Consider the following 23,805-nt stretch of genomic DNA (forward strand, 5'->3'; position numbering starts at 1 on the left):
AATGTTTAGGCCTCATTTTTTTTATGATAACACTTTAATAGAATATTTGCTGCTTCAAATGGAGTGATTTTCGATTCTTCTATTTTTTTTAATTGCTCTTTTAGCTCTTTCTTAATTTCTGAATTACCATAGAATTTATCTTTTAATTGCTGATTGATCGTTTCTAACAACCAATATTTATTTTGTGCATTTCTTTTTTGCTCAAAAAAACTGTTGTCTTTAGTAAGCGTTACATATTCTTCAATGTTATTCCATATGACATCAATACCTACATTATTTAAAGCACTACAGGTAGTCACTTTTGGTTGCCATGCACTTTCCTTCAATGGATACAAATGTAGAGCTCGGGCAAATTCGGTTTTAGCCAGTTCGGCGGCTTTTATATTATCATCATCAGCTTTATTAATAACAATAGCATCTGCTAATTCAATAATACCTCGTTTTATACCTTGAAGTTCATCACCTGCACCTGCCAGTTTTAATAGTAAAAAGAAATCTACCATTGAGTGAACGGCAGTTTCTGATTGACCTACACCTACAGTCTCAATTAAAATTGTATCAAAGCCTGCCGCTTCACATAGTATAATTGTTTCTCGTGTTTTTTGAGCAACTCCCCCAAGAGATTCTCCAGAAGGAGAAGGGCGGATATATGCATTTTCATTGGTAACCAAAGTGTCCATTCTTGTTTTATCTCCCAAAATACTTCCTTTGTTAATTGAACTCGTTGGATCTACGGTCAAGACAGCTACTTTTTTTCCAAGTTGAGTTAAATAATTACCAAAAGCTTCTATAAAAGTACTCTTTCCAACTCCCGGAACACCAGTAACACCTATTCTAACGGACTTATTGGCATGAGGTAAGCAAGAAGTAATAAGCTCTGAGGCCTGTTGTTGATGTTTTGAATTATTACTTTCAATTAAAGTAATGGCCCTGCTCAAATAAGTACGATTGCCTTTTAAAATATGCTCAACAAATTCTTTGGTATTAGGGAGCTTATTTCTGCTAACTTTTATCTTATTGATCGACTCTGCATCAGTTGCTTTTGGTACCTCAATACCTTCAAGTTCATGTAAAGCACTTGTATGTTTTTTTGGTTTATCCATATCCGCATAAGCGATAAAATGTAAATTTAGAATAAAAATTTGTAGAAAAGTGCAACGCTTAACCTAATTCATCGTATTTAAAGTAGAATCAAAAAGATAAAATGAGCCAAACTAAATTTTTGCAATCACGTTTAATTTCTGGGTGCAAAAAAAATAACCGGAAAGCCCAGTTACAATTGTATGATATGTATTGTAAAGCTATGTATAATACTGCTTTCAATTTTGTGAAGGAATCTGCAATAGCTGAAGATATCACGCAAGAAGCTTTTATTAAGGCATTTCAAAATTTGAATTCTTTCAGTGGTGAGGTCACTTTTGGTGCTTGGCTAAAGCGAATTGTAATTAATGGCTCTTTAGATTGGTTAAAGAAAAGAAAGTTGACAATAGTATCAATTAATAATCAGAAAATCCAAATTGCTGATGAAGATAATTGGGAAGTTGATAACGGCACAACAGTTGAGCATGTTAAAGATGCTATTGAGCAATTACCTGAAAAATATCAAGTGGTTATAAAACTTTTTTTATTAGAAGGTTATGATCATCAGGAAATTTCACAAATACTAAGTATTTCTGAAGTTTCTTCAAGGTCGCAATTGCATCGTGGAAAAAACAAATTAAAGGAATTATTAAAACAATATAATTATGCCTAAAGATATTAGACAGATTTTAAAGGAAACAGACTCGCAGTATGAACTTCCTAAAGATCATAGAAAGCGCTTTGAAGATAGATTAGGTAAACTATCTTCTAATAAAAGGAAAAGTAATTTTTTCTTTTTAAAGATAGCGGCTTCCTTGTTAGTGCTGGTGAGCTTGGGATATTACTTTTTTAACACAGAAAAACCAACAGGTACTATAGCAACTGAAGTATCTCAATTGAAGTTCACTAGTTTAGGAAATGTATCACCCGAAATGCAAAAGGTTGAGAACTACTATTTATCGGCAATTAATTATGAATTGGCTGGTTTAGAAGAGACACCAGGAAATCAAAAATTATTAGATGATTATTTGGAGAAAATAGGTAAACTAGATAGGGATTATGAACGATTAAATAAAGAGCTGGCTGAAAAAGGAATCAATGAAAAGACCATTAATGCTTTGATAACCAATCTTCAACTCCGTTTGCAATTATTATTGCAATTAAAAGATCAGTTAAACGAATTACAAACAAGAAATAATATTAAAAATGAAGATAGTACGATTTAGACTGGCAATTTTAATAGCAGTTTTTGGGTTGATTGCCAGTGCTCAAAATAATAAAAAAGATTTTAAAGAAGAATTTAAAGTAAAACCTGATGTAGTTATAGATGTTAATACACGTCATACAGATATTGAGATTATTACCTGGGATAAAAATGAAGTTGTGGTAGAAGCTTTTATGAAGGTTGAAGGCGAGGAGATTGATAATAAAATGCGTGATGAGTTTTATGATAAATGGGAATTCGAGGCCTATGGAAATTCTAGTAAGATTAATGTTAAATCAAGATCAAATAGCTTTATAAATATTAATTCATTTAATTTTGATTCACCTGACTATGAAGTTTTTCACAGAGATTCTAATGGTGGGAATGATTTTGTTTTTGTAATGCCAGATGTTTCCATTCGTAGTTTGGATATTTTAGACTCTATTGACTTTGTTATACCCGAAATTCCGGAGCTCCCTGAGTTGCCAGAACTTCCGGAATTCCCTGAATTGAATATTGTCATCCCAGATTTACCCCCTATGCCATCAAAATTTGATTATGAAGAGTATAAGAAAGATAAGGGGTATCTAGATCGCTGGAAAAAAGAGAATGAAGATTTAATAGGTAAAAATGCGGATGTTACTGTTAGAAAGAATTCTATTTCTATAAAATCAAAAAAAGGAAGTGATAAATCTTTTTACAATTGGAGTTTTACAAATGACGACGAAGAACGCGCAGAGCAGATTGCTGAAAGAGTTGAAGAGGCTTTAGAAAGATCACGCGAAGCTAGAGAGAAGAGAATGAAAGAATTAGAAAAACGCTATGAAGAACGGAAAAAGCGACATGATGAACGTCAAAAAGAGTTGAAAACTAGATTGAAAGAAAGAAATAAAGAGCGTGCTGAACAACGTAAATTAGCATTAGTTAAACGCCAAGAAGCCAGAGATAGGAACCGAAAAGAAATTCAATCATTTCTAAAAAAACGTGATAATCTAAAAATTAAGAGACATATTGTAATAAGAGCGCCAAAAGATGCAAAGTTTAATATGAACGTAAGATATGGCTCAATGAGTTTTCCGAAATAGTTTTAAATAATTAGCAGGATCATTATTTTTGAAATGGCCCTGCTAATCTTTAATGATTATACTCTTGTTCTTAATTAACAGTTATATTTTGTTTAATTGAAATAGGTTCACCTTTACTTGTGAAACCTTCTAGGCTTACTTCATAATTTCCTTTTTCATCTGAAGTGTAAAATTCAACAGTTATTCCCTCATTATTTAAAGTTATGTTTGGATTCCAAAGCAATTGATCTCTATAATCTGGTATCCTTTTACTACTTTGATTTTCAGAATAATTAGGGGAGAAATATTCTTTCTCAGGAGATGGTTTGAATAATTTAATTATTTTCTTGCCTTTAGAACTTAGAAAATTACCATTAAACGTCTCAATTGATATTACTCCCTCAAATATATGTGGGCCATACATATATTGATCTCTTACTATACTTATTTTTTTTATCCTTTTAGGGTCTAAATCCATAATTTCATCATGTTCTTGAATTAAAACACCATCAACAAGCAGCAAAGTAGGCAACTCAAAATCAATTGAGTTGAGATTGCGTCTTATTTTAAAATAATTTTTTCCATTTTTTTTCACAACCCAGGCATTCTCAACAACTTCTACAAAAGTCTCCTTAAGGGTTGAAAATCTTTTAAAATCATCTAAATTGTAATCTTTACCTATAGATCCATAAAATTGGGTTTTAGCCTTAATTGCTTTTGTAGAATCTTGTTTAACACTTTTAAACGAGTTTTCAATTTGATTACTTATACTTTTAGAGAGAAGGATATTGGCATGTTTTTTATTCAAATAGTATTTTTTTTCAAACTTAAATTGGTCATAATTTATTCCTTTTTTTTCAGGTATTACGACCTCAAATTTATTCGAAGTATCTCCAATTATTTCAATAATCGCAAAAGGGTTCTCATAACCTTTATGGATATTAAAGTAAAAGGTTCCATCTTTATTTGTATTTGATATTTTGAATATTGGTTCTGTTTCAGGTATAGAAAGCGTTACCTTTAAATTTTCCGCAGGGTTATTTGTTTTCCGCTCAATTACTTTGCCTTTAATGAGTTCACCCCTAAACTCAGGCATAAAGAAATAACTGCTACCCAAGATATTTTCTGCCTTATGAGAAGTATTCTGATAAGTCACACTTGAGGGCAATTCAGCTGTTACTATTGGGTATTTCTTTTTTACGGAGATAGAAAAATTTCCAATTAGTTGTTCTAAAAGTGGAGTTATCTTTAATAACACTCTTTCTCTAGTTTTGTAATTGTTTGGTTTTATCTCCAGTGAAATGAGCTTGCTGTTTTGATTTCTGTTTAGATTTTCTTTTATGTTTTGGCGGACAATTGTGGTATCAATAATTCTAGATTGATCTTCATGAAAAGGGTTAACTATGAGTAAATCACTTGTAAAGTAATAGTTACTGTTTCTCATTAAATTTGTATAGGCAATTAACTTATAATTTCCCGATTTAATTGAAGCAGGAATGAAAAAGTCACTATACCCTACACCATTTGTTAATTTAATTTTTTGGTTATCTATGAGATTTTTATCTTCATCCACAATTTCTACATAAGCTATTTTACTCAGGTTACTCAGTTTCTTATTGTGGTCGTTTATGCAATACAATTTGTAATAAATAGTCTCTCCAGATAACAAAAGGCTTGTATTTAGATGTACAAATATCTTTTCTTTTGATATGTTTCTGAAGTCAATTTTTTGTTGACTATGACCATCAACTATTACAAAAAGCAAAAGAATAAAAAGGAACTTTTTTTTCATATTATTATTAATCAATCCAAAATTCAGGTTTTAAATTATTTCCAAAAACAGTACAGTTGCCACATTCTATTTTTGTTACTAAGTATGGTTCATTTTCTCTCAAATTACCAAAAAAATCAGTATTATCATCAAAATGTTCAATTTCCCCATTTTTAACCTTTTCAATTAAAGGTGATCTATTTGGATTTGTGGGATCCGTTAAAAAAGGTATTTCGAAATCAGATGGACATTCTGCAAAATAACCCGGTCTTATATTGTTAGGGAAAATATCTGAGAAATTAAAGAATATTCTTTTCTCTGTTACATACGCCAATTCAAAAAAACCGATTACTTTTTCATTTTGATTGTTGGTAGAGAATATATTGCCATCTAAAAAACCAGGTTGATTTTCAGAAAAAATACCTTCAGAATTCGAAAATTCATTCAATGCATTATAATAAGTATATGCTTCAAAAGTTTGCACATATTGCTTAACTAAAACACTATAACGGTCCCTAATGACTGATGAGTTATTAGGGATAAACTTCAGTGGAAATTGAGTTATACGATCTTCTAAGAGATTACTTGTTTGCGTTTGTATGATGTCATTACTTTGTATAGTATTATAGCAAACCCTTTCTTCTTGTTCTCTTAATTTGGTAGTCACTTGAAACGGTGGTGTATCGGATATGATTATAATTTCGAATTGAGACCAGAAAGGAGCTATTATTCTATATGTTTCTTCATATTCATAACGGTAGTATTTTGAATTGCCTGATGGGTCAAAACTGTCTACTAAAATTTCGATTCCTGACTGTCCGTGAACATTATTAGCATTAGAAATAGAAACTTCAGTGATCTCCGATGTGATGCTTGGTAAGATTGATGGCGAAGAAACGAACGTTGAATTATCTTTCGTAATGATATTTAGTGTATAGCTAATATTGGGTTGTATTGAAAATTCATTGATTGATCCATATGTACCAGGGTTAGTTTCAATAAAACTATAAACATTTTGTAAATCGTCAATAATTTTTATATCTGCTTGAGTTTCCAGTACCTGATTTTCTTCAAACTGAAACGAGCGAGATAAATTTATTGTATGAAATTTAAACTCATTGGTGATGGTTGCCTCAACTACCAAAAGGTCCTCGAAAGTTATATTTTGAGGAATGAACTCTTCGGTACAACCCGTTAAAAGAAACAAATTACATATAACAGCTTTTCCTAAAAGCGATTTGATTTTTTTAATCATCAGAGTCCATAATTGTAAAAAACAAATATTCAATTCAAGTTGTATTTAAAATATTGATTCTAATCAATCCAAAAATCAGGTTTTATATTTGAGCCCCAAAAAGTGCAGTCACCACATCTCCTTGGCACTACTTCAAATGGTGGGTCTTCAATAAATTCGCCGAAAAAATCTTCATTTCGCCTAAAAAAAGTAACTTCGTTTCTTTGCAATAAATCAATTAAAGGTGAAAAATTGGGGTTATTTGGATCAACCAGAGCGGGCGAAAATCCGGTTAAGCAGCTGGCAAAATTTCCTAATTGATTGGTACCTGGAAATACATCTTCGTAGTTCAAAAACAATCTATCAACCGATACTGCATTGAGTTCAAAAAAACCTATCACTTTTTCATTAGAATTCGTGGATGAAAAAATATTGCCATCTAAAAAACCAGGTTGATTTTCACTAAAAATACTTTCAGAACTGTTAAACTCATTAAGCGTTTGAAAATACGTATAAGCTTCTAACGACTGCACATATTGTTTGACAAGAATACTATACCTATCTCTAATTAGAGGGTTCGTTTTTGATATAAATCTCACTGGAAAATTTGTTATTCTGTCTTCCGAAAAGTTATTTGTTTGGGTTTGAATAAGCTCATCATTTGTTATGGTTGTTCGATAGCAAATTCGATTGTTTCGTGCATTGGGTATAGCAGTAACCTCAAATGGCGGGACATCTGAAACAATTACGATCTCTTGAGATCCCCAATTTCCAGCTGTTATGCGATCTGTCTCTTCAAACTCATATCTATAATATCTAGCATCTCCCGATGGGTCAAAACTATTAACAAGAATTTCAATACCTTCTTCATTATTAGAATTAGTTGCTAATCTGTACGACAATTCTGTAATTTCACTTGAGTTGCTTGGTAAAAATGTAGGAGAAGATTCATAAGAATTGCCATTCTTGGTAATGATTTTAAGCTGGTAGGCCAGATCAGGTTGAATGGCAAATTGCTGTTCAGATAGATAAGTGCCGTTCTCATTTTCATGAAAAACATACTCATTATTAAGTTCATCTATAATCTTAACATCTGCCTGGCCTTCAAATATTTGGTTTTCATCAAATTCAAATGTGCGAGATAATTTGATAATATGAAATTTAGACTCATCAGTAAGTGAAGCTTCTACAACAAGAAGGTCATCAAAAGTGATATTTTCAGGTATAAATTCTTCCACACAACCGAGAATATGAAAACAAAAGACCAGACCTATGTTTCTAATTATTTTAATCAAACTTTAAAATCTAAAATTATAAGTAATAGTTGGCACGGGTATTGCAAAAATTGAACTTTTATATGCTTTTATTTCATTATTTTCTGTAACAAAAAATACGGAATATGGGTTATTGCGTCCTAGCACATTATATACTGAAATGTTCCAAAAACTATGTGCAAATTTTTTGATTTTATGATTCCCTTCTATGTTTAATCCAATATCTAATCTGTAATAATCTGGAATCCTAAATTTGTTTCTGTCTGAATAAAATACTCTTTCCGTTCCATTAAGTATAAAGTTACCAACGGGATAGGTAACTGGTCTTCCTGTTTGATATGTAAAGTTTGCTGAGAGACTAAAACGTTTCGTAAGTTTATAGTTTGCAACTAAATTTAAATCATGAGGCTTGTCAAAATTTGAAGGAAAAAAGTCACCGCTATTTACTCGCTCTTCTGTAAACTGACTATCAAGTTTATTAAATGATCTGGAATAGCTATAACCTAGCCATCCGTTGAGTCTGCCTTCATTTTTTTTAACTAAGAACTCAATGCCATAAGCTTTTCCTTCTCCTTGTAAAACTTCGGTTTCAATGGTCTCATTTAAAAGAAGATTAGCCCCTACCTTATAATCCAAAATATTTTTTGATCTCTTATAATATCCTTCAAGGCTTAACTCATAATTATTGTTATCTAGATTTTTAAATAACCCTAGTGACAATTGCTGCCCTCTTTGTGGTCTTATATTTATGTCAGATAATTTCCAAGTATCAGTAGGAGATACAGTGGTATTGTTTGATAGCGTATGAATGTATTGATAAGTACTATTATACCCAGCTTTTATTGAAAAATCTTCCCCTATAAAATATCTGGCAGACGCTCTAAATTCAGGCCCTCCATAGGTTTTAACGACTTCATTGTTTCCAAAACTCTCCATACCTTCTAAAGTACCTTCATTTCTAGGCAGTCCTTCTGAATATATTCTTTGTGCTGATTTACCTAAAAATGCAAAAAAGGAGTACCTTAAACCTAAATTTAAAGATAAATTTTTATTAATGTCAAATTGATCAGAGATAAAAATAGCCGATTCTAATGCTTTTTCTTCAGGTATTTCTAATGACTCAACAATTGAACGGTCATCTAATGGTCTTCTATTGCCTGGATTCACCAAATAAAGTTTGCTAGAAAGTCCATAATCGAATTTATGTTTATCATTATATAAATAATCCATCTTTAACTTTAGTTGTGTTTCATTGATCTTATACCCTAAGTCAAAATTTCCATCAAATTCTCCGTCAAACTCAATATTGAATTTATATTCACTATTTGCTAATAGAACCTTTAGGTTGTTTTTATTGTTAAGTTTATGTTTCCAAGATAAAGAGACTAATCTGTTACTGTAACTGTAAATTGAATCAGAAGTTATACTAAATTCGTCTTTACTAAAATAACTTGTTGCATTAATCGAATTATTCTCATTTATTTCTGAATTAAATTTTGCAATGAAATCATAAAAAGAAGCTTTACTCCTTTTTAATTCTTCATTGTCTAAAGATCTTAATATCCAATTAGAATAGGTACCTCTACCACCAATCATCAGTGAAGATTTCTCTTTTTTTACAGGGATTTCTAATGTTAAATTGCTTGTGACAGGTCCTATTGAAGCTTCTCCAGAAAATTTTTCGGTATTACTACTTTTAGTTTTAATGTCAAAAACTGAAGATAACCTACTACCAAATTCTGAGGGAATATTTCCTTTATATATCTTTACGTCACCAGTGGTGAAAGGGTTTAAAGCAGAAAAAATTCCAAAAAAATGTGAAGGATTATATATAATACCATCATCAAGGAGAATTAAATTTTGATCTGTATTTCCACCTCTAACATTATAACCAGAGGCACCTTCACCAGCAGTTTTAATACCTGGTAATGTAGTTGCAACTTTTAATATATCGCGCTCACCTAAGACTAGAGGGATTGTTTTAATTTCTTCAACTTTTATTTGCGATATACCTGTAATAGCTTCTTTAACATTTCTATCCTGATTGGCTATTATTACGGTTTCATCTAGTAACTCAGCAGATTCTGACAAGTAAAAGTTAAGCGTTCCATCGTTATATAAAATGACTCTTTTTTTAACACTTTCTATACCAAGAGCTTTAGTTTCAAGAATATTTAATCCAGGTGGTAATTCTAATGAATAGAACCCTTTATTATTTGTCACAACATTAATGTTTCTATTATTAACACTTATTACTAAATTAGAAATTGGTTTACCTGTATTATTAATTCTTACAACCCCAGATAAATTATAACGTTTCTTTTTAGAGCTAAGGTTCTCTCTACCTATTCTGACAGTCTCAATTTTATTACGATTATTTGATTCAGCCTCTTCAACTATAAAAATAGGAGTTACATTCTCTTCTATATCACTATTAGATTCAATCTGAAAAAAATTTTGAGGTAGTTTTTTTCTGATAACATTATTTTGTGAAAGAATTATTTTGTTATCATTTGAGATATAATAGTTTATTAATGAGTTTTTGAATAAATCATTAAGTATAGTTTCTATATTAGCTTGATTATAATTACCTGAAACTTTTATTGTATCTAACCACTTCTCAATAAAATAAAACCTGTAATTAGATTTTGCTTCTATAAGCTCAATAGCCTCTATTTTCTTTAAATGATTAAAGTTAATAGTCATTTTATCTTCTTGGCCAAATAAACAATAAGATTGAAGTATAATAAATGCAGTAAAAATTACTAACCTATTCTTTGAAAAGAAATAATGCAGAGATTTATTCATTAGCGATTTCTTGAACGAGGGATTTCATAAAATTTTCTTTGTCTGAATTATATAATTTGCTTCTTGAGAAAAAATAAGAATTAATTAGTTTTTTCCTTTCAGGAAAAATCTTTAAAAAATCCTTTCTTTTATTGATAGGGTGAAGTTTACCTTTATAATTAATTAAATATGAATCTTTTTTTTTGAAGCTAAAATACACTCGATCATTTTCCAAATTTCGTTGCCTCGTTTTGTAGTGCTTCTTGTAAAGATGAATTATCTTATTTTTAAGAATTACTTCATAAAAACCTAAGTTTTCTAAATCTTTGCTGAATATATGAGTGAACTCTTTTTCATTAATAAAGAATCTTTCTACTTTGTCTTTGACTAGTTGAATAGTTCTTAAATTATCATCTTTATATAGTCTAAGGATTAATTGATCTGTATACAAGTTATATTGCAAACTTATGTCATAGTATGGTTGCCCGTCATAGATTAAATCACCTTTTAAAAAGTCTGGAGAGAAGTAATACTGATGATGTCCTTCTTTTGTTAGATATTCTTCAAAATATGCAATTCCATTACTCAGCTGATTGCTTTGCGTATCTGTAAGCGCATCAAACCATTTAAAACTATTTCTTTCTTTAATACTATTTTGTGAAAATAAACTACAATTAAGTAGAACAGCAATAAATAGTAAATTTAACGTGGGTTTTAATATCATAATCGCAATATAAGTGATTTTGATTAAACTTCTTTTGACCTAATTGGATTAACAAATTAAAATTTCAAAAGGTTAATATCAAAATTTAAGTTTTTAACACTACTTTTCTTTCTAAATTTGTCTCAAAGTATTATTAATCGAATGAATTTATATAAAAGTCAAAAAATAAAAGTCTACAATTCTTTAACCAATAAAAAAGAAGATTTTATTCCGCTCATTGAGGGATATGTAGGAATGTATGTTTGTGGCCCTACCGTATATAGCAATGTGCATTTAGGGAATGTAAGAACTTTTATGTCTTTTGATATGATATTCAGATATTTTAGACATTTAGGTTATAAGGTTCGCTATGTACGAAATATTACTGATGCAGGACACTTGGAAAATGATGCTGATGCAGGTGAGGACAGAATAGCTAAAAAAGCACGTTTAGAGCAGCTAGAACCTATGGAAGTAGTACAGCAATATACAGTTGACTTTCATAATGTATTGCAACAATTTAATTTTTTGCCACCTAGTATTGAACCTACTGCTACCGGACATATTGTTGAACAAATAGAGATCATAAAAACTATTATTGATAAAGGTCTAGCCTATGAAGTTGATGGTTCTGTATATTTTGATGTGTTGAAATACAACGAGAATGAGCACTACGGTATTCTTAGCGGCAGAAATATTGAGGACGCCATTCATAATACCCGTACTTTGGATGGGCAATCAGAAAAGAAAAACCCTCAAGATTTTGCTTTGTGGAAGGAAGCACAACCAGAACATATTATGCGATGGCCTTCACCTTGGGGAGTAGGATTCCCAGGATGGCACCTAGAATGTACAGCGATGAGCACAAAATATTTAGGAGAACAGTTTGATATTCATGGAGGTGGTATGGATTTAAAATTCCCACATCATGAATGTGAAATTGCACAGGCACAAGCTAGTACTGGTAATTCACCTGTTCGTTATTGGTTGCATGGTAATATGCTCACCTTAAATGGTAAAAAAATGGCAAAATCTACTGGGAATAATATTTTACCAAGTGAGATTATTTCTGGAGAGAATGCTATTTTAAGTAAACCATTTCCAGCTACGGTCTCGCGTTTTTTTATGCTGCAAGCACACTATAGAAGCATATTAGATTTTTCTAATGATGCACTTGAGGCAGCTGAAAAAGGATATTATAGATTAATGAATGCTATAAATGATTTAGACAGACTTCAAGGTTCTGATAACTCTACCCTAAATATCGCTGCTTGGAAACAGTTGTGCTATGATGCCATGAATGATGATTTTAACTCCCCCATTTTAATTGCCCATTTATTTGAAGGAGTTAAGTATATCAATCAACTTAAAGAAAAGAAGGCATCTTTAAATAATACAGATTTAGATGAGTTTAAAAATACTATGTTCGCTTTTATTTATGATGTCTTAGGCTTAGAAAATGTCTCAGTACAAGACACATCTGATAAACTAACAGGTGTCATGGAAATGCTCATCAAAATGCGTAATGAGGCTCGGGCCAATAAAGATTGGGTACTGTCTGATAAGATTAGAGATGAATTACAAGTTTTAGGTATTCAGTTAAAAGATGGTAAAGAAGGCACCACTTTTTCCGTAAATTAATTGTCGCTTTGATTGCGGCCGAAAGCCTTTCACATATACAAATCCACTAAAAATAATTAAAAAAATACTCACATACCCATTTATTCTTTTGGTACGCTTTTACCAAGCTGCTATCTCACCATTATTTCCGCCTAGTTGTCGTTATACACCAACTTGCTCGCATTATACTATTGAAGCACTTCAAAAATATGGATTATTTAAAGGGGGTTGGTTAACTCTCAAGAGGATAGGCAGCTGTCATCCTTGGGGCGGAGAAGGCTATGACCCGGTTCCTGAAAAAGAAGAGAAACAACCTTGAATTTTACTAATTATCTTCATGATTATGAGTTTGGATCATGAATAAAAAATTATATTTACAAGCTTAAATACTATTATGAATATACTGCTGGCAATTGATTGGAATTTTAACCCTGATCTATTTAACATAGGATCATTTCCCATAAAATATTATAGTTTGATGTATGTGTTGGCCTTTGTCTTAGGCCTACAAATCATGAAGAAAATTTTTATTAAAGACAGTGTTTCTTTAAATAAGCTTGATCCACTTTTTATTTATACAATCATCGCCATGTTAATAGGTGCTAGAATGGGACATTATCTGTTTTATGAAGAAGATTATACATGGACTGAGGTATTACTACCTTTTAAGTTAAACCCTTTTGAGTATACTGGTTTTAGAGGTTTAGCCAGTCATGGTGCAATCATTGGGATGATCATAGCTATGTATTTCTACGGTAAGAAAGTATTAAAAAAACCATTATTATGGATATTAGATAGAATGGTTTTAGCATCTGCTCCAGGTGCTGCTTTTGTGCGCTTAGGAAACTTATTCAATTCAGAAATTGTTGGTAAGCCTACAGGTACAGATTTAGGATTTAAATTTATAAGGAGTGATATTAGTCAGTATGAAGCTGTAAGTATTACAAGTGAACGAAATATTAATAAAGCTTATGATCTGATAGCCAATAGTTCTAAATACAAACATGTTTTAGAAGATATTCCAAATAGATACCCCACACAAATTTACGAAGCTGTAGGCTATTTGATCACCTTTGGAGTATTATGGTATTTATACTGGAAAACTGATAAAAAAGAAAAAACAGGCTACTTGTTTGGTGTATTTATGGTTATGCTTTGGTCAATACGCTTCTTTGTTGAATTCTTTAAAGAAGCACAGGTTGATGGGAGAGAAGATTGGGTATTTAACGCATTAAATACAGGTCAGGTATTAAGTATTCCATTAATACTTTTAGGTTTTTTCTTTATGTTTAGAAAAAATACGAAATTAGCATAAAATATCAGGGATGATTTCTCTCCCACGCTGCTTTTTCGAGTTTCACAGAAGTTCTTCTTCACTGTGAAACACTGTTCGAAAGAATAAAGGTACAGTAGGAATGGTTATTTTATTCATTTAAAATTTTTATTAAAATGGCTGTTTTAGAACGTGTAACATCACAAGAAGCAATTAATTTAGAGAACAAGTATGGTGCCCAAAACTACCATCCTTTACCAGTAGTATTAAGTAGAGGTGAAGGTGTGTATGTTTGGGATGTAGAAGGCAAACGTTATTACGATTTTTTGTCCGCGTATTCTGCAGTAAACCAGGGGCATTGTCACCCTAAAATTATTCAAGCCTTAAAAAGTCAGGCAGAAAACCTGACGCTTACTTCTAGGGCTTTTTATAATGACCAATTAGGTCAATATGAGAAGTATATAACTAAATATTTCGGTTTTGACAAGGTATTACCTATGAATACTGGTGCTGAAGCTGTGGAAACAGCTATTAAATTAGCGAGAAAATGGGGTTATGAAAAGAAAGGAATTCCTTCAAACCAGGCTAAAATTGTAGTATGCCAGAACAATTTTCATGGTAGAACGGTAACAATTATTTCTGCTTCTAATGATCCGGTAGCTACAGAGAATTTTGGGCCTTTTACACCTGGTATTATATCCATTAGATATGACGATACAGAAGCTTTAAGAGAAGTTTTAAAAGATGATCATGTGGCTGCATTTCTTGTAGAGCCTATTCAAGGTGAAGCAGGGGTGTATGTTCCTGATGATAATTATATTAAAGAAGCCTATGCTTTATGTAGAGAAAGAAACGTTTTGTTTATTGCTGATGAGGTACAAACAGGTATTGCAAGAACAGGAAAATTATTAGCTATAAATCATGCCGGAATTCAACCTGATGTATTAATCTTAGGTAAAGCGATTTCGGGTGGGGTATTACCTGTTTCTGCTGTGTTGGCCAATAACGAAATTATGGATGTAATTCGTCCTGGTAATCATGGCTCTACATTTGGTGGAAACCCATTGGCCTGTGCCGTTGCAAAAGCAGCGTTAGAAGTTGTTGAAGAAGAAAGACTAGCTGAAAATGCTGAAAGATTGGGTAATATTTTCAGACAACGTATGCAGGAGTTTGTTGAAAAGAATGATTTGGTGCGCCTAGTTCGAGGTAAGGGTTTGTTGAATGCTATTGTAATTAATGATTCAGAAGATAGCTCTACGGCTTGGGATATTTGCATGAAGTTAAGAGATAATGGACTCTTGGCGAAGCCAACGCATGGTAATATCATTCGTTTTGCCCCTCCATTGGTTATGAATGAAGAGCAGTTAGAAGATTGTATCTCAATTATAATTGATACCATTTCAAATTTTAATAAATAGTTGAATGTCCATACTTAGAACAATTTTTCTTGTTTTACTGTTATTTTCCTTTACTGGAAAGTTGAATGCTCAGATCGATCATAAAGATGAGATTAAAAAAGTAATTGCACACTTTTTTAAGGGTCTGCAAAGTGGTGATACCATTACTTTAAAAGAAACATTAGCAAATGATGTTTTGTTACAGACCACGTTTAAGAATAAAGAAGGAAAGTCTGTTTTAAAAACTGATGATTTATTGAAAGTATTGAAATCAATAGCTTCTAAAAAACCAGAAGATAAATGGGAGGAAAAACTATTGTCATATTCTATACAGATAGATGGAACAATGGCCAATGTTTGGACGCCATACGAGTTTTACCTAAATGATGATTTTAGTCATTGTGGTGTTAATTCTTTTCAACTATTTTTCAATGGTGAAAAATGGAAAATTATCTATTTAATTGATACCAGAAGAAGAAAAGGGTGTAAAGAAGGATCATAAAATATGGAGCAAGAACAAAAAATAGCAAAGCCAAAATTGTATTTAGAAGATTTTGAATCAATCAAATCTAATAAAGAACTTTTGGCAAAACTTAAAGAGAAAAACGTTTCTATTGAGTGGGTTGAGAAGCGATTATGGTATGAAGAAGAACTGCGAAAACTTCAAATAGAATTGGTGAAGCTGCAACAATGGGTGGCAAAAGCTAACAGAAGAGTTGCGGTAATTTTTGAAGGAAGAGATGCTGCAGGAAAAGGAGGAACTATTCGTCGTTTTTCTGAGCATCTAAATCCAAGAGCGTTTAGAACAGTGGCATTGACAAAACCAACCGAAGTAGAGCAAGGACAGTGGTATTTTAGAAGGTATATTAAGGAGTTGCCAAACCCCGGAGAGATTGTATTTTTTGATAGAAGTTGGTATAATAGGGCTGTGGTTGAACCCGTAATGGGGTTTTGTACAGAACAACAATATAAAAAATATATGTTACAAGTGCCTGATTTTGAACACATGCTTTATGAAGACGGTATTGATGTTATAAAATTTTGGTTTTCCATTTCTAAAGATGTGCAGCTAGAACGCTTTGAATCTAGAATTAAAAATCCGAGAAAACGATGGAAATTTAGTCCTGTGGACAAAAAAGGACAGGAATTATGGGATAAGTATACACATTATAAAGAACAAATGTTCAGTAGAACACATACTACCTATAGTCCATGGATTATTGTAAAGGCAAATGACAAGCGCGTGGCACGATTGGAAAGTATGCGTTATGTATTATCACATTTTGATTATGATGGTAGTGATGCTGCTGAGACTATTTTATATCCTGATCCAAATGTAATAATGCGTTATCACCGTTCATCGCATCAAATAGATTGATATGACTGAAAACCCTAATCAACTTACAGAAGAAGATATTAAAAAGCTAAATTCCAAAAAAGGATTATTAGCTTTATTGTCTGCCGATAAATATAACCCAAGAAGGGCAGTACGTTATGTAGATTATGAAAAGCGCCTGTCAAAACTGCAAGTAGAATTGATAAGGTTGCAGACTTGGGCTATTAATAACAATGAACGTATTATTATCATTTTTGAAGGAAGAGATGCAGCAGGAAAAGGTGGGGCTATAAGAAGAACTACAGAGCGTATGAATCCTAGGCAATTTAGAGTAGTAGCTTTGCCTAAACCGACTGAAGAAGAAAAAACACAATGGTATTTTCAACGCTACGTTAATCAACTTCCAAAAGCAGGTGAGATTGTATTTTTTGATAGAAGTTGGTACAATAGAGCTGTGGTTGAACCTGTAAACGGATTTTGTTCACAAGAGGACTATAAAATTTTTATGAAACAGGTGAATGAATTTGAACGGATGCTAGTTGATTCTGGAATTCGCGTGGTAAAGCTTTATTTATCTATTTCTAAAAGCGAACAAGCCAAACGCTTTGAAGAAATCAAAAATGATCCTTTGAAGCAATGGAAAATGACATCCGTTGATGAAAGAGCCCAAGAACTTTGGGATACTTACACAGAGTACAAGCAGAAAATGTTTGCTAATACTAAAGAGAATGGATTTCCATTCAAAATTATTCGTGGTAACAGAAAAACTTCAGCAAGAATTGCAGCCATTCAACATATTTTAAAATCGATTCCTTACGATAAGAATTTAGAAGTTTAATACTGTTATATGTCTGCTCAATTTAAAATTGGAGATATAGTTGCAATATTGGATGACACCATTCAAGGAAAGATTATCCATATAGATGGAGCAGTCGCCACCATAGAAACTGAAGATGGATTTTCAATGAATTATAGCATATCTGAATTGATCTTGTATAAAAGTGATCAGAAAGAATTATCAAAGTATGCCAATATTAAACAAGGTGACTTTTTAGAAAAAGAGCGGAAAAATTCAAAATTCAAATCATTCAAAAAGACTAGCAAACAAAAGAAACAACCACCATTAGAAGTAGACTTACATATTCATCAAGTGGTGAAATCTAACAAAGGAATGAGCAATTACGATATGCTAACAAAGCAAATAGAAACTGCCAGAAGACAATTAGAGTTTGCCATAAAAAAGAAAATTCAACGTGTTATTTTTATACATGGAGTTGGCGAAGGAGTACTAAAAAAGGAACTGGAGTTCTTATTGGCTAAATATAATGTTGATGTTTACCCTGCTTCCTTCCAAAAATATGGATTTGGTGCTACGGAAATCTATATCTATCAGAACAACTAGTTTGTTTTAGTATCGTCCTCGCTGACTGTAATAGTTCCAGGCTCAGTACCAAAATCATAGGAATCAAAACGTCTAACGAATTCCCCATTTTGATTGGTTAATTCAAAATTAGTGATGGTAAATGCAGACTCATAATTTTCCTGATATTGATTTGTAGGCCCAACTCTTTCTGTTTCTAAAGGAGTTACAGTCTCAGGATCTAAATAGTCAGGTACTCCATTATCATTGCCATCTTGAGTAGATTCACTTCTGGTTGGCGTACCATCGCCATCGTCATCATTATCTAAATAATTAGGAGTACCATCGCCATCAGTATCATCGTTGGTAAAATCGCCATCACCATTAACATCCTCAGAACTGGTTAGAATACCATCATCATCATCATCAAGATCAATATAATCAGCAAAGGCATCACCATCAGTATTGTCATTGGTAAGATCTCCATCATTATTTCTATCCTCAAGATCAGATTCAATACCATCATTGTCGTCTAAAGTTTTTGTGGTTAATACCTCTAAAGTGCCCGTTCCATTCCATTCGGTTAAAATGGTAGGGGAAATTGGCGGTACATTCTGGCAAAAATAATCTGTGGTTGGTGTAGCATCTAGGGTTCTATATGTAATAGTATTTCCTGTTAGGGAAAGAGGAAATGTCTCAGGAGTTGTTCTTTCAGTGGTTAGAAAATCTTCACCTGTCGTTAAATCAATAACCAATATTTCATTGCTATTAATTTTGTACAATACAATCTCGCCGCATTTTTCTACTGAAGTAATCGAAAAATCAAAACTTGGCACATCAACGTTACCGTCACTACATCCCAAAAATGATAGTAAAACTAAAAATAAACGCAATTTCTTCATCTTGACAAATGTAAATCTTTTGCAACACTATTTAAAAATACTTGAAGCTAATTTTGGCTATTTTTGCACTAGTTTAACAAAAATGAAGCAAGTATATTTAGATAACGCAGCTACTACACCAATTCATCCTGAGGTAATACAAACGATTACCACGGTGATGCAAGAGGCTTTTGGAAACCCTTCATCTATGCACTCGTTTGGTAGAAAAGCCAGAACAATTGTAGAAGAAGCTCGAAAAGGCATTGCTAAACATTTTAATGTTAGTGCACCAGAAGTTGTTTTTACTGCAGGTGGTAGTGAAGCCGATAATTTGATCTTAAGAAATGCCGTTGAAAATTTAGGAGTTAAACATATAATTAGTTCTAGAATAGAGCATCATGCAGTACTACATACAATTGAGCAGTTGGAGGAAGAACATAATCTACAGGTAAGTTATGTAAACCTTGATGAAAATGGTTCTTTAGATTATAAACACCTTGAAACCCTTTTAGAGGATAGTAAGGAAAGGACTTTGGTCAGTCTGATGTATATTAATAATGAAATAGGTAACATACTTGATTTAGAAAAAGTATGTGTGCTTTGCCAGGAATACAGTGCACTGTTTCATTCAGACACGGTTCAGGCTATAGGTCATTACCCCATTGATTTACAAAAGACACCCATAGATTTTATGGTGGCCAGCGCACATAAATTTCATGGCCCTAAGGGAGTGGGGTTTGCCATTATAAAAAAGGGTTTTGGTATCAAGCCATTATTGATAGGTGGTGAACAAGAGCGAGGAGCGAGAGCAGGTACTGAAAATGTGCATAATATAGCTGGGATGCACAAAGCCATAGATCTTTCTTACGCAGATATGGGAGCTGATGCGAGACATATCAGCCAATTGAAAGACTATTTTATAACTAAACTTAAAAGTTTAGATGATAATATTAGATTTAATGGAGCATCAGTAAGCAAAGAATCGTCTTATATTATTTTAAATGTCAGATTCCCCAAAGACTATCCAATGTTCCTATTTAACTTAGATCTAAAAGGTATTGCGGTATCTGGTGGAAGTGCTTGCCAGAGTGGAAGTAATAAGGGGTCACATGTATTAAATGCAATATTGCCAGAGATGGAGGCTATGAAAACATCGGTTCGTTTTTCTTTGAGTAAGTATACTTCAAAAGATGATATTAACTATGTTATCAATCATCTTAAGGAAATGATTTAATCTTACTTTTTCTTCTTATGAGCGTTAGGTGGTAATGACATAATGTACTCATAACTTTCATCTAAGGTAGCAGCCAGTAATTCCATATTATCATATAAATGTTCTGGTATTAAAACATAATCGCGCATCACAGCTCCATACGATTTATACTCGGTGGTATCGTGCGTTTCTTTAAATGCCTTTTGTGATTCTTTTGACAAACGGATACCAATTTCACCAGCCTTATTGAACAATGAAAACATATAGCCATTGGCTGAGGTATAGGGCATTGTTTTTCCTTTACGCTCAAATTTATCATTTGTGGCTATAAGTTTATCGTAGAATTTTAATTTCTCTTCCCACATAATTCTAATGATTTGTCCTTAAATTTATAAATATTTTAAATTTATTTTATCCGACACTATGAATATGAAGAAAAATCCACCACTGATATTGATCTTTATTCTTATTGCTTTAAGTTCCTTTTCGCAAATCAAATCGAAGAATCTAGACAAACTTTCATTGCAATATGCAAAAGCCTCATTTGATGAATTAGCTGATTTCTTTAGTATTCCCAATGATGCTAATTATCCAGAACAAATAGAACCTAATGTGCAATGGTGTGAACAGGCATTTGCTAAGCGCGGATTTAAAACCGAACGGTTAGAAACCGAAACCGTACCATTATTATTAGCTACTAAGATAAATCCTAAAGTAAAAAAGACAGTATTGGTTTATTTACAAATAGATGGTCAGCCTGTAGACACTACAAAATGGTTTCAGCCGGATCCTTATAAACCTGTGTTAAAAGAGAAAAATGGAAATGGAGTGTGGCAAATTATCTCATGGGAAAAATTAAAAGGTGAGATTAATCCGGACTGGCGTATTTTTTCTAGATCTGCATCTGATGCCCGTGGGCCGGATATGATGTTTTTAAAAGCAATGGATGTCTTAAATGATCATAAGGTAATGCCCAATTTTAACTTGAAAGTGATTATGGATTTTGAAGAAGAACTAGGGTCACCTCAATTACCTAAAGCCGTAAGTAAGTTCAAAGAGAAATTGGCCGCTGATATGCTAGTCATTTTTGATGGTCCTAGACATTTATCAAATCAACCAACCTTATCCTATGGTGCTCGTGGTATTGCAACTATTTCTTTGGAAGTTTTTGGTCCTAGAAAACCATTACATAGTGGCAATTACGGTAATTACGCCCCAAATCCTGCGGTAAAATTATCACAACTTTTGGCTACTATGTGGTATCCTGATGGGAGAGTGGCTATCGAAAAATGGTATGAGGGCATTTCTATTTCAGACGAAGTAAAGAAAATACTGGCTGATGTACCGGATGATGAAAAACAAATCCAAAAAGACTTTGGTATTTCTCATAAAGATAATATAGGAGCTAACTTTCAGGAAGCAATTCAATATCCAGCCTTAGGAATTTTAGGATTAGAGGCCGCATGGGTAGGCAAAGAACGACGAACAATTATTCCTGCTACAGCCATTGCAGAGTTGAATATTCGTTTGGTAAAAGAAACCGACGGAGAAAGAATGGTCAACTTGGTAAAGCAACATATTAAAGATCAAGAATATTATTTGGTAGATGTAAAACCAACCGAAGAAGAAAGAATGACAAAACAAAATATTATTCGTTTTAATTCAGAAGTCTCTTATGGCGCTTTTAGAACAGAATTTGATACTGAGATAGGTGAATGGTTGAGGAAAGGCATGCGAAAAGGCTTTGATAAAGACCCTATCCAAATTAGAACAATGGGAGGCTCTATTCCCATTTCACCATTTGTAACAACATTGGGTATTCCTGCAGTTTGTGTACCAACAGTAAATCCCGATAATAATCAGCATAGCCCCAATGAGAATATCAGGTTGGGTAATTATATTGATGGTATTAAAACTATGGTCGCTATTTTGTCAGAAAAATTATAAAAATTGTGATAAATTTTATTTTTGGACCTTTTAGCATAAATAAAAATTCTTCTGCTCGCAAAGGAATAAGCGTCTTAAATTCTTTTTTTAGATAAAAAACAATTATGTTTGTCCATCTTCATTTGACTAAAATAATATGAGACTAAGAAGTAGTAAAAGTTTGAAGTTAATTATTGGAATTTTGTTTGTGATGGTTGTATTTGCATGCTCATCTGACGATACAAGCCCTGATGATTTTTTAGGGACAATTGTAGAAAAACAATTCACAATTAAAAATTCTGGAGTTGTAAATTACTATCTAGGACAGTTTGGAGATTCAGGAGGAGCAGATATAGTTATTCAGGCCAAAAACTTCAAAACTAGTAGAATTGATGAATCTCAATATACGTATGAGCCATTAGATGATTATGTGGGAGAAGATTATGTTGAAATTAATAGTTCTGTCTCTACAAATTCAGGTGGTAACAACTTTGTTAAAAACACCAAAACTAAAATAACTATTATAGTTACTGAATAGAAGGATTTATTGATGACTCAATCGTTACTCACCCCGCGTTGTTTTAGTTGTAATTAAAATTTTATCAATAGATATGAAACTATAAAATATTTGTGATAATTATTAGATCACATTTTTTAATTGTTACTAAATGATTAACTTTAATGGTATAAGTGTAATTTTCACTACTCCAAATCATAAATATGAAGTTCTGTAGGTCTTAAAGAATCCTTTTGAGGAAAAGTTAAATTTACTTGATCTAGAAATTCAAGATTTGAATTACCTATAACCACAGCTTTGTTATTGTCAATTGAAAAGGTAAGTGGTACATTTAGTTTTTTCTGATCATTATCAATTACTTGAACGTCAATAATTTCTGATTGATCATCATTTAAAATTAGTTTTCTAAAGTTAAAACCATTTTTTTGAACACCATTTTGAATGGCGTAAAGGTGACCTTTATAAAACTCTAAACCATCAATGCCATTAGATTTTCCTATTGAGTCAACTTTATTAATCACTTTTTTATTTTCTAAATCTAGTATGCGTACTCCCTTATTAAAACTTGCTATGTATAATTTAGAGTTATCATCAGAGATAGCTATTCCATTTGGATATTGAATCTCTTCTGATTCATAGAAATTATACAATGAATCTTTTTGAATATCTAAATAATATACTGCTGAGCCTTTGGTGTCAGTAAGATAGAAATTCCCATTCTTATCTTGAATAAGGTCATTTAGAAAATGTTCTCCTTGATCAGTAACATCATATCGTTTTAGTAATTTTTTTGAATGAATATCAAATGCAAATAATGAACTCAAAGAATCTTTTATAAAAAAATAGCCACCAATTGCATAGATTATTTCTTTGTGGTCATCTACATAAATACCTACACCTGGCATATATCCATCTTGAAATTGAGTAGTGAAGTCTTTTTGTTCCCCCGTTTTCTTATCTACCTCTATGATCTTAGATTTGGCAACACTAGTCAAATAATACTTTTGTGTTTTTTCTGAAAAGGCAATGCCTTCAGGTACAACTTCTATGTCTGTTAGTTCGTAAGATTGTCTGCTTGTACTGTTCTTTTCACAAGCAGCAAAAAGGAGAAATACAATTATGATTAAAGGTCTATGCATGATCCTAGAGTTTAGACATTTAAGTT

23 protein-coding genes are annotated in these 23,805 nt (G+C 32.2%); 14 read left to right on the forward strand and 9 right to left on the reverse strand.

What is annotated here, in order from left to right:
* Positions 1-5: 5 nt before the first annotated feature.
* Positions 6-1,103: a methylmalonyl Co-A mutase-associated GTPase MeaB gene (gene meaB / locus AC1EU5_RS08635; RefSeq protein WP_480191977.1), complete on the reverse strand. Its 1,098-nt coding sequence runs from the start codon at positions 1,101-1,103 to the stop codon at positions 6-8.
* 101 nt (positions 1,104-1,204) lie between these two features.
* Here meaB and AC1EU5_RS08640 point away from each other — a divergent pair, with 101 nt between their 5' ends.
* The 3 genes from AC1EU5_RS08640 to AC1EU5_RS08650 are packed head-to-tail and all read left to right on the forward strand — an operon-like array spanning position 1,205 to position 3,369.
* On the forward strand, positions 1,205-1,753 hold the full coding sequence (locus AC1EU5_RS08640) for an RNA polymerase sigma factor (RefSeq protein WP_480191978.1): 549 nt from the start codon (positions 1,205-1,207) through the stop codon (positions 1,751-1,753).
* Entirely contained in the window at positions 1,746-2,306 is a 561-nt protein-coding gene (locus AC1EU5_RS08645) for a hypothetical protein (protein ID WP_480191979.1), read from the forward strand. The genes AC1EU5_RS08640 and AC1EU5_RS08645 overlap by 8 nt, the downstream gene beginning before the upstream one ends.
* On the forward strand, positions 2,287-3,369 hold the full coding sequence (locus AC1EU5_RS08650) for a hypothetical protein (RefSeq protein WP_480191980.1): 1,083 nt from the start codon (positions 2,287-2,289) through the stop codon (positions 3,367-3,369). The genes AC1EU5_RS08645 and AC1EU5_RS08650 overlap by 20 nt, the downstream gene beginning before the upstream one ends.
* 70 nt (positions 3,370-3,439) lie before the next feature.
* Here AC1EU5_RS08650 and AC1EU5_RS08655 read toward each other — a convergent pair whose 3' ends face one another.
* From AC1EU5_RS08655 to AC1EU5_RS08675, 5 genes are read right to left on the reverse strand one after another with little or no spacing between them, the layout of a single operon-like run.
* Positions 3,440-5,140 carry a hypothetical protein gene (locus AC1EU5_RS08655; RefSeq protein WP_480191981.1) on the reverse strand — a complete coding sequence of 567 codons (1,701 nt, stop codon included), beginning with the start codon at positions 5,138-5,140 and terminating at the stop codon, positions 3,440-3,442.
* Between the two features lie 7 nt (positions 5,141-5,147).
* Positions 5,148-6,374, reverse strand: coding sequence for a DUF4249 domain-containing protein (locus AC1EU5_RS08660; RefSeq protein WP_480191982.1), 1,227 nt, complete (start codon positions 6,372-6,374; stop codon positions 5,148-5,150).
* A gap of 59 nt (positions 6,375-6,433) precedes the next feature.
* Positions 6,434-7,591, reverse strand: a complete 1,158-nt coding sequence (locus AC1EU5_RS08665) for a DUF4249 domain-containing protein (protein ID WP_480191983.1) — start codon at positions 7,589-7,591, stop codon at positions 6,434-6,436.
* A 60-nt stretch (positions 7,592-7,651) separates the two neighbouring features.
* Positions 7,652-10,435: a TonB-dependent receptor gene (locus AC1EU5_RS08670; RefSeq protein ID WP_480191984.1), complete on the reverse strand. Its 2,784-nt coding sequence runs from the start codon at positions 10,433-10,435 to the stop codon at positions 7,652-7,654.
* Positions 10,428-11,138 (reverse strand): hypothetical protein, encoded by a 711-nt coding sequence (locus tag AC1EU5_RS08675; RefSeq protein WP_480191985.1) that lies wholly within the window; start codon positions 11,136-11,138, stop codon positions 10,428-10,430. The genes AC1EU5_RS08670 and AC1EU5_RS08675 overlap by 8 nt, the downstream gene beginning before the upstream one ends.
* Positions 11,139-11,279: 141 nt before the next feature.
* Between AC1EU5_RS08675 and cysS the strand changes: the two genes are divergently transcribed.
* The 8 genes from cysS (at position 11,280) to AC1EU5_RS08715 (ending at position 18,145) form a co-directional block, all read left to right on the forward strand.
* Positions 11,280-12,758, forward strand: coding sequence for a cysteine--tRNA ligase (gene cysS, locus AC1EU5_RS08680; protein WP_480191986.1), 1,479 nt, complete (start codon positions 11,280-11,282; stop codon positions 12,756-12,758).
* A gap of 52 nt (positions 12,759-12,810) precedes the next feature.
* Positions 12,811-13,056, forward strand: a complete 246-nt coding sequence (gene yidD, locus AC1EU5_RS08685; protein WP_480192292.1) for a membrane protein insertion efficiency factor YidD — start codon at positions 12,811-12,813, stop codon at positions 13,054-13,056.
* 75 nt (positions 13,057-13,131) lie between these two features.
* Entirely contained in the window at positions 13,132-14,052 is a 921-nt protein-coding gene (gene lgt, locus AC1EU5_RS08690; protein WP_480191987.1) for a prolipoprotein diacylglyceryl transferase, read from the forward strand.
* Between the two features lie 134 nt (positions 14,053-14,186).
* Entirely contained in the window at positions 14,187-15,428 is a 1,242-nt protein-coding gene (rocD, locus tag AC1EU5_RS08695) for an ornithine--oxo-acid transaminase (RefSeq protein WP_480191988.1), read from the forward strand.
* A gap of 4 nt (positions 15,429-15,432) precedes the next feature.
* Entirely contained in the window at positions 15,433-15,909 is a 477-nt protein-coding gene (locus AC1EU5_RS08700; protein WP_480191989.1) for a nuclear transport factor 2 family protein, read from the forward strand.
* 3 nt (positions 15,910-15,912) lie between these two features.
* Positions 15,913-16,785 (forward strand): polyphosphate kinase 2, encoded by an 873-nt coding sequence (gene ppk2, locus AC1EU5_RS08705; protein ID WP_480191990.1) that lies wholly within the window; start codon positions 15,913-15,915, stop codon positions 16,783-16,785.
* A 1-nt stretch (position 16,786) separates the two neighbouring features.
* Positions 16,787-17,581, forward strand: a complete 795-nt coding sequence (gene ppk2, locus AC1EU5_RS08710) for a polyphosphate kinase 2 (protein ID WP_480191991.1) — start codon at positions 16,787-16,789, stop codon at positions 17,579-17,581.
* A 9-nt stretch (positions 17,582-17,590) separates the two neighbouring features.
* Positions 17,591-18,145, forward strand: coding sequence for a Smr/MutS family protein (locus AC1EU5_RS08715; RefSeq protein ID WP_480191992.1), 555 nt, complete (start codon positions 17,591-17,593; stop codon positions 18,143-18,145).
* Here AC1EU5_RS08715 and AC1EU5_RS08720 read toward each other — a convergent pair.
* Complete coding sequence (locus tag AC1EU5_RS08720; protein WP_480191993.1) at positions 18,142-19,005, reverse strand: hypothetical protein; 864 nt, start codon at positions 19,003-19,005, stop codon at positions 18,142-18,144. The genes AC1EU5_RS08715 and AC1EU5_RS08720 overlap by 4 nt on opposite strands.
* Positions 19,006-19,087: 82 nt before the next feature.
* Between AC1EU5_RS08720 and AC1EU5_RS08725 the strand changes: the two genes are divergently transcribed.
* Positions 19,088-20,218, forward strand: coding sequence for a cysteine desulfurase family protein (locus AC1EU5_RS08725; RefSeq protein WP_480191994.1), 1,131 nt, complete (start codon positions 19,088-19,090; stop codon positions 20,216-20,218).
* 2 nt (positions 20,219-20,220) lie between these two features.
* Here the strand turns inward: AC1EU5_RS08725 and AC1EU5_RS08730 are convergent, their stop codons facing one another.
* Positions 20,221-20,562 (reverse strand): hypothetical protein, encoded by a 342-nt coding sequence (locus AC1EU5_RS08730; RefSeq protein WP_480191995.1) that lies wholly within the window; start codon positions 20,560-20,562, stop codon positions 20,221-20,223.
* Between the two features lie 64 nt (positions 20,563-20,626).
* On the opposite strand from AC1EU5_RS08730, the gene AC1EU5_RS08735 reads away from it, so the two are divergent.
* Entirely contained in the window at positions 20,627-22,144 is a 1,518-nt protein-coding gene (locus tag AC1EU5_RS08735; RefSeq protein ID WP_480191996.1) for a M20/M25/M40 family metallo-hydrolase, read from the forward strand.
* Between the two features lie 136 nt (positions 22,145-22,280).
* Complete coding sequence (locus AC1EU5_RS08740) at positions 22,281-22,661, forward strand: hypothetical protein (RefSeq protein ID WP_480191997.1); 381 nt, start codon at positions 22,281-22,283, stop codon at positions 22,659-22,661.
* Positions 22,662-22,825: 164 nt separating this feature from the next.
* On the opposite strand, the gene AC1EU5_RS08745 is transcribed toward AC1EU5_RS08740, so the two are convergent.
* Positions 22,826-23,779, reverse strand: a complete 954-nt coding sequence (locus AC1EU5_RS08745) for an SMP-30/gluconolactonase/LRE family protein (RefSeq protein ID WP_480191998.1) — start codon at positions 23,777-23,779, stop codon at positions 22,826-22,828.
* Between the last annotated feature and the right edge of the window lie 26 nt (positions 23,780-23,805).

The sequence above is a fragment of the Maritimimonas sp. 2405UD52-3 genome, assembly GCF_056591715.1.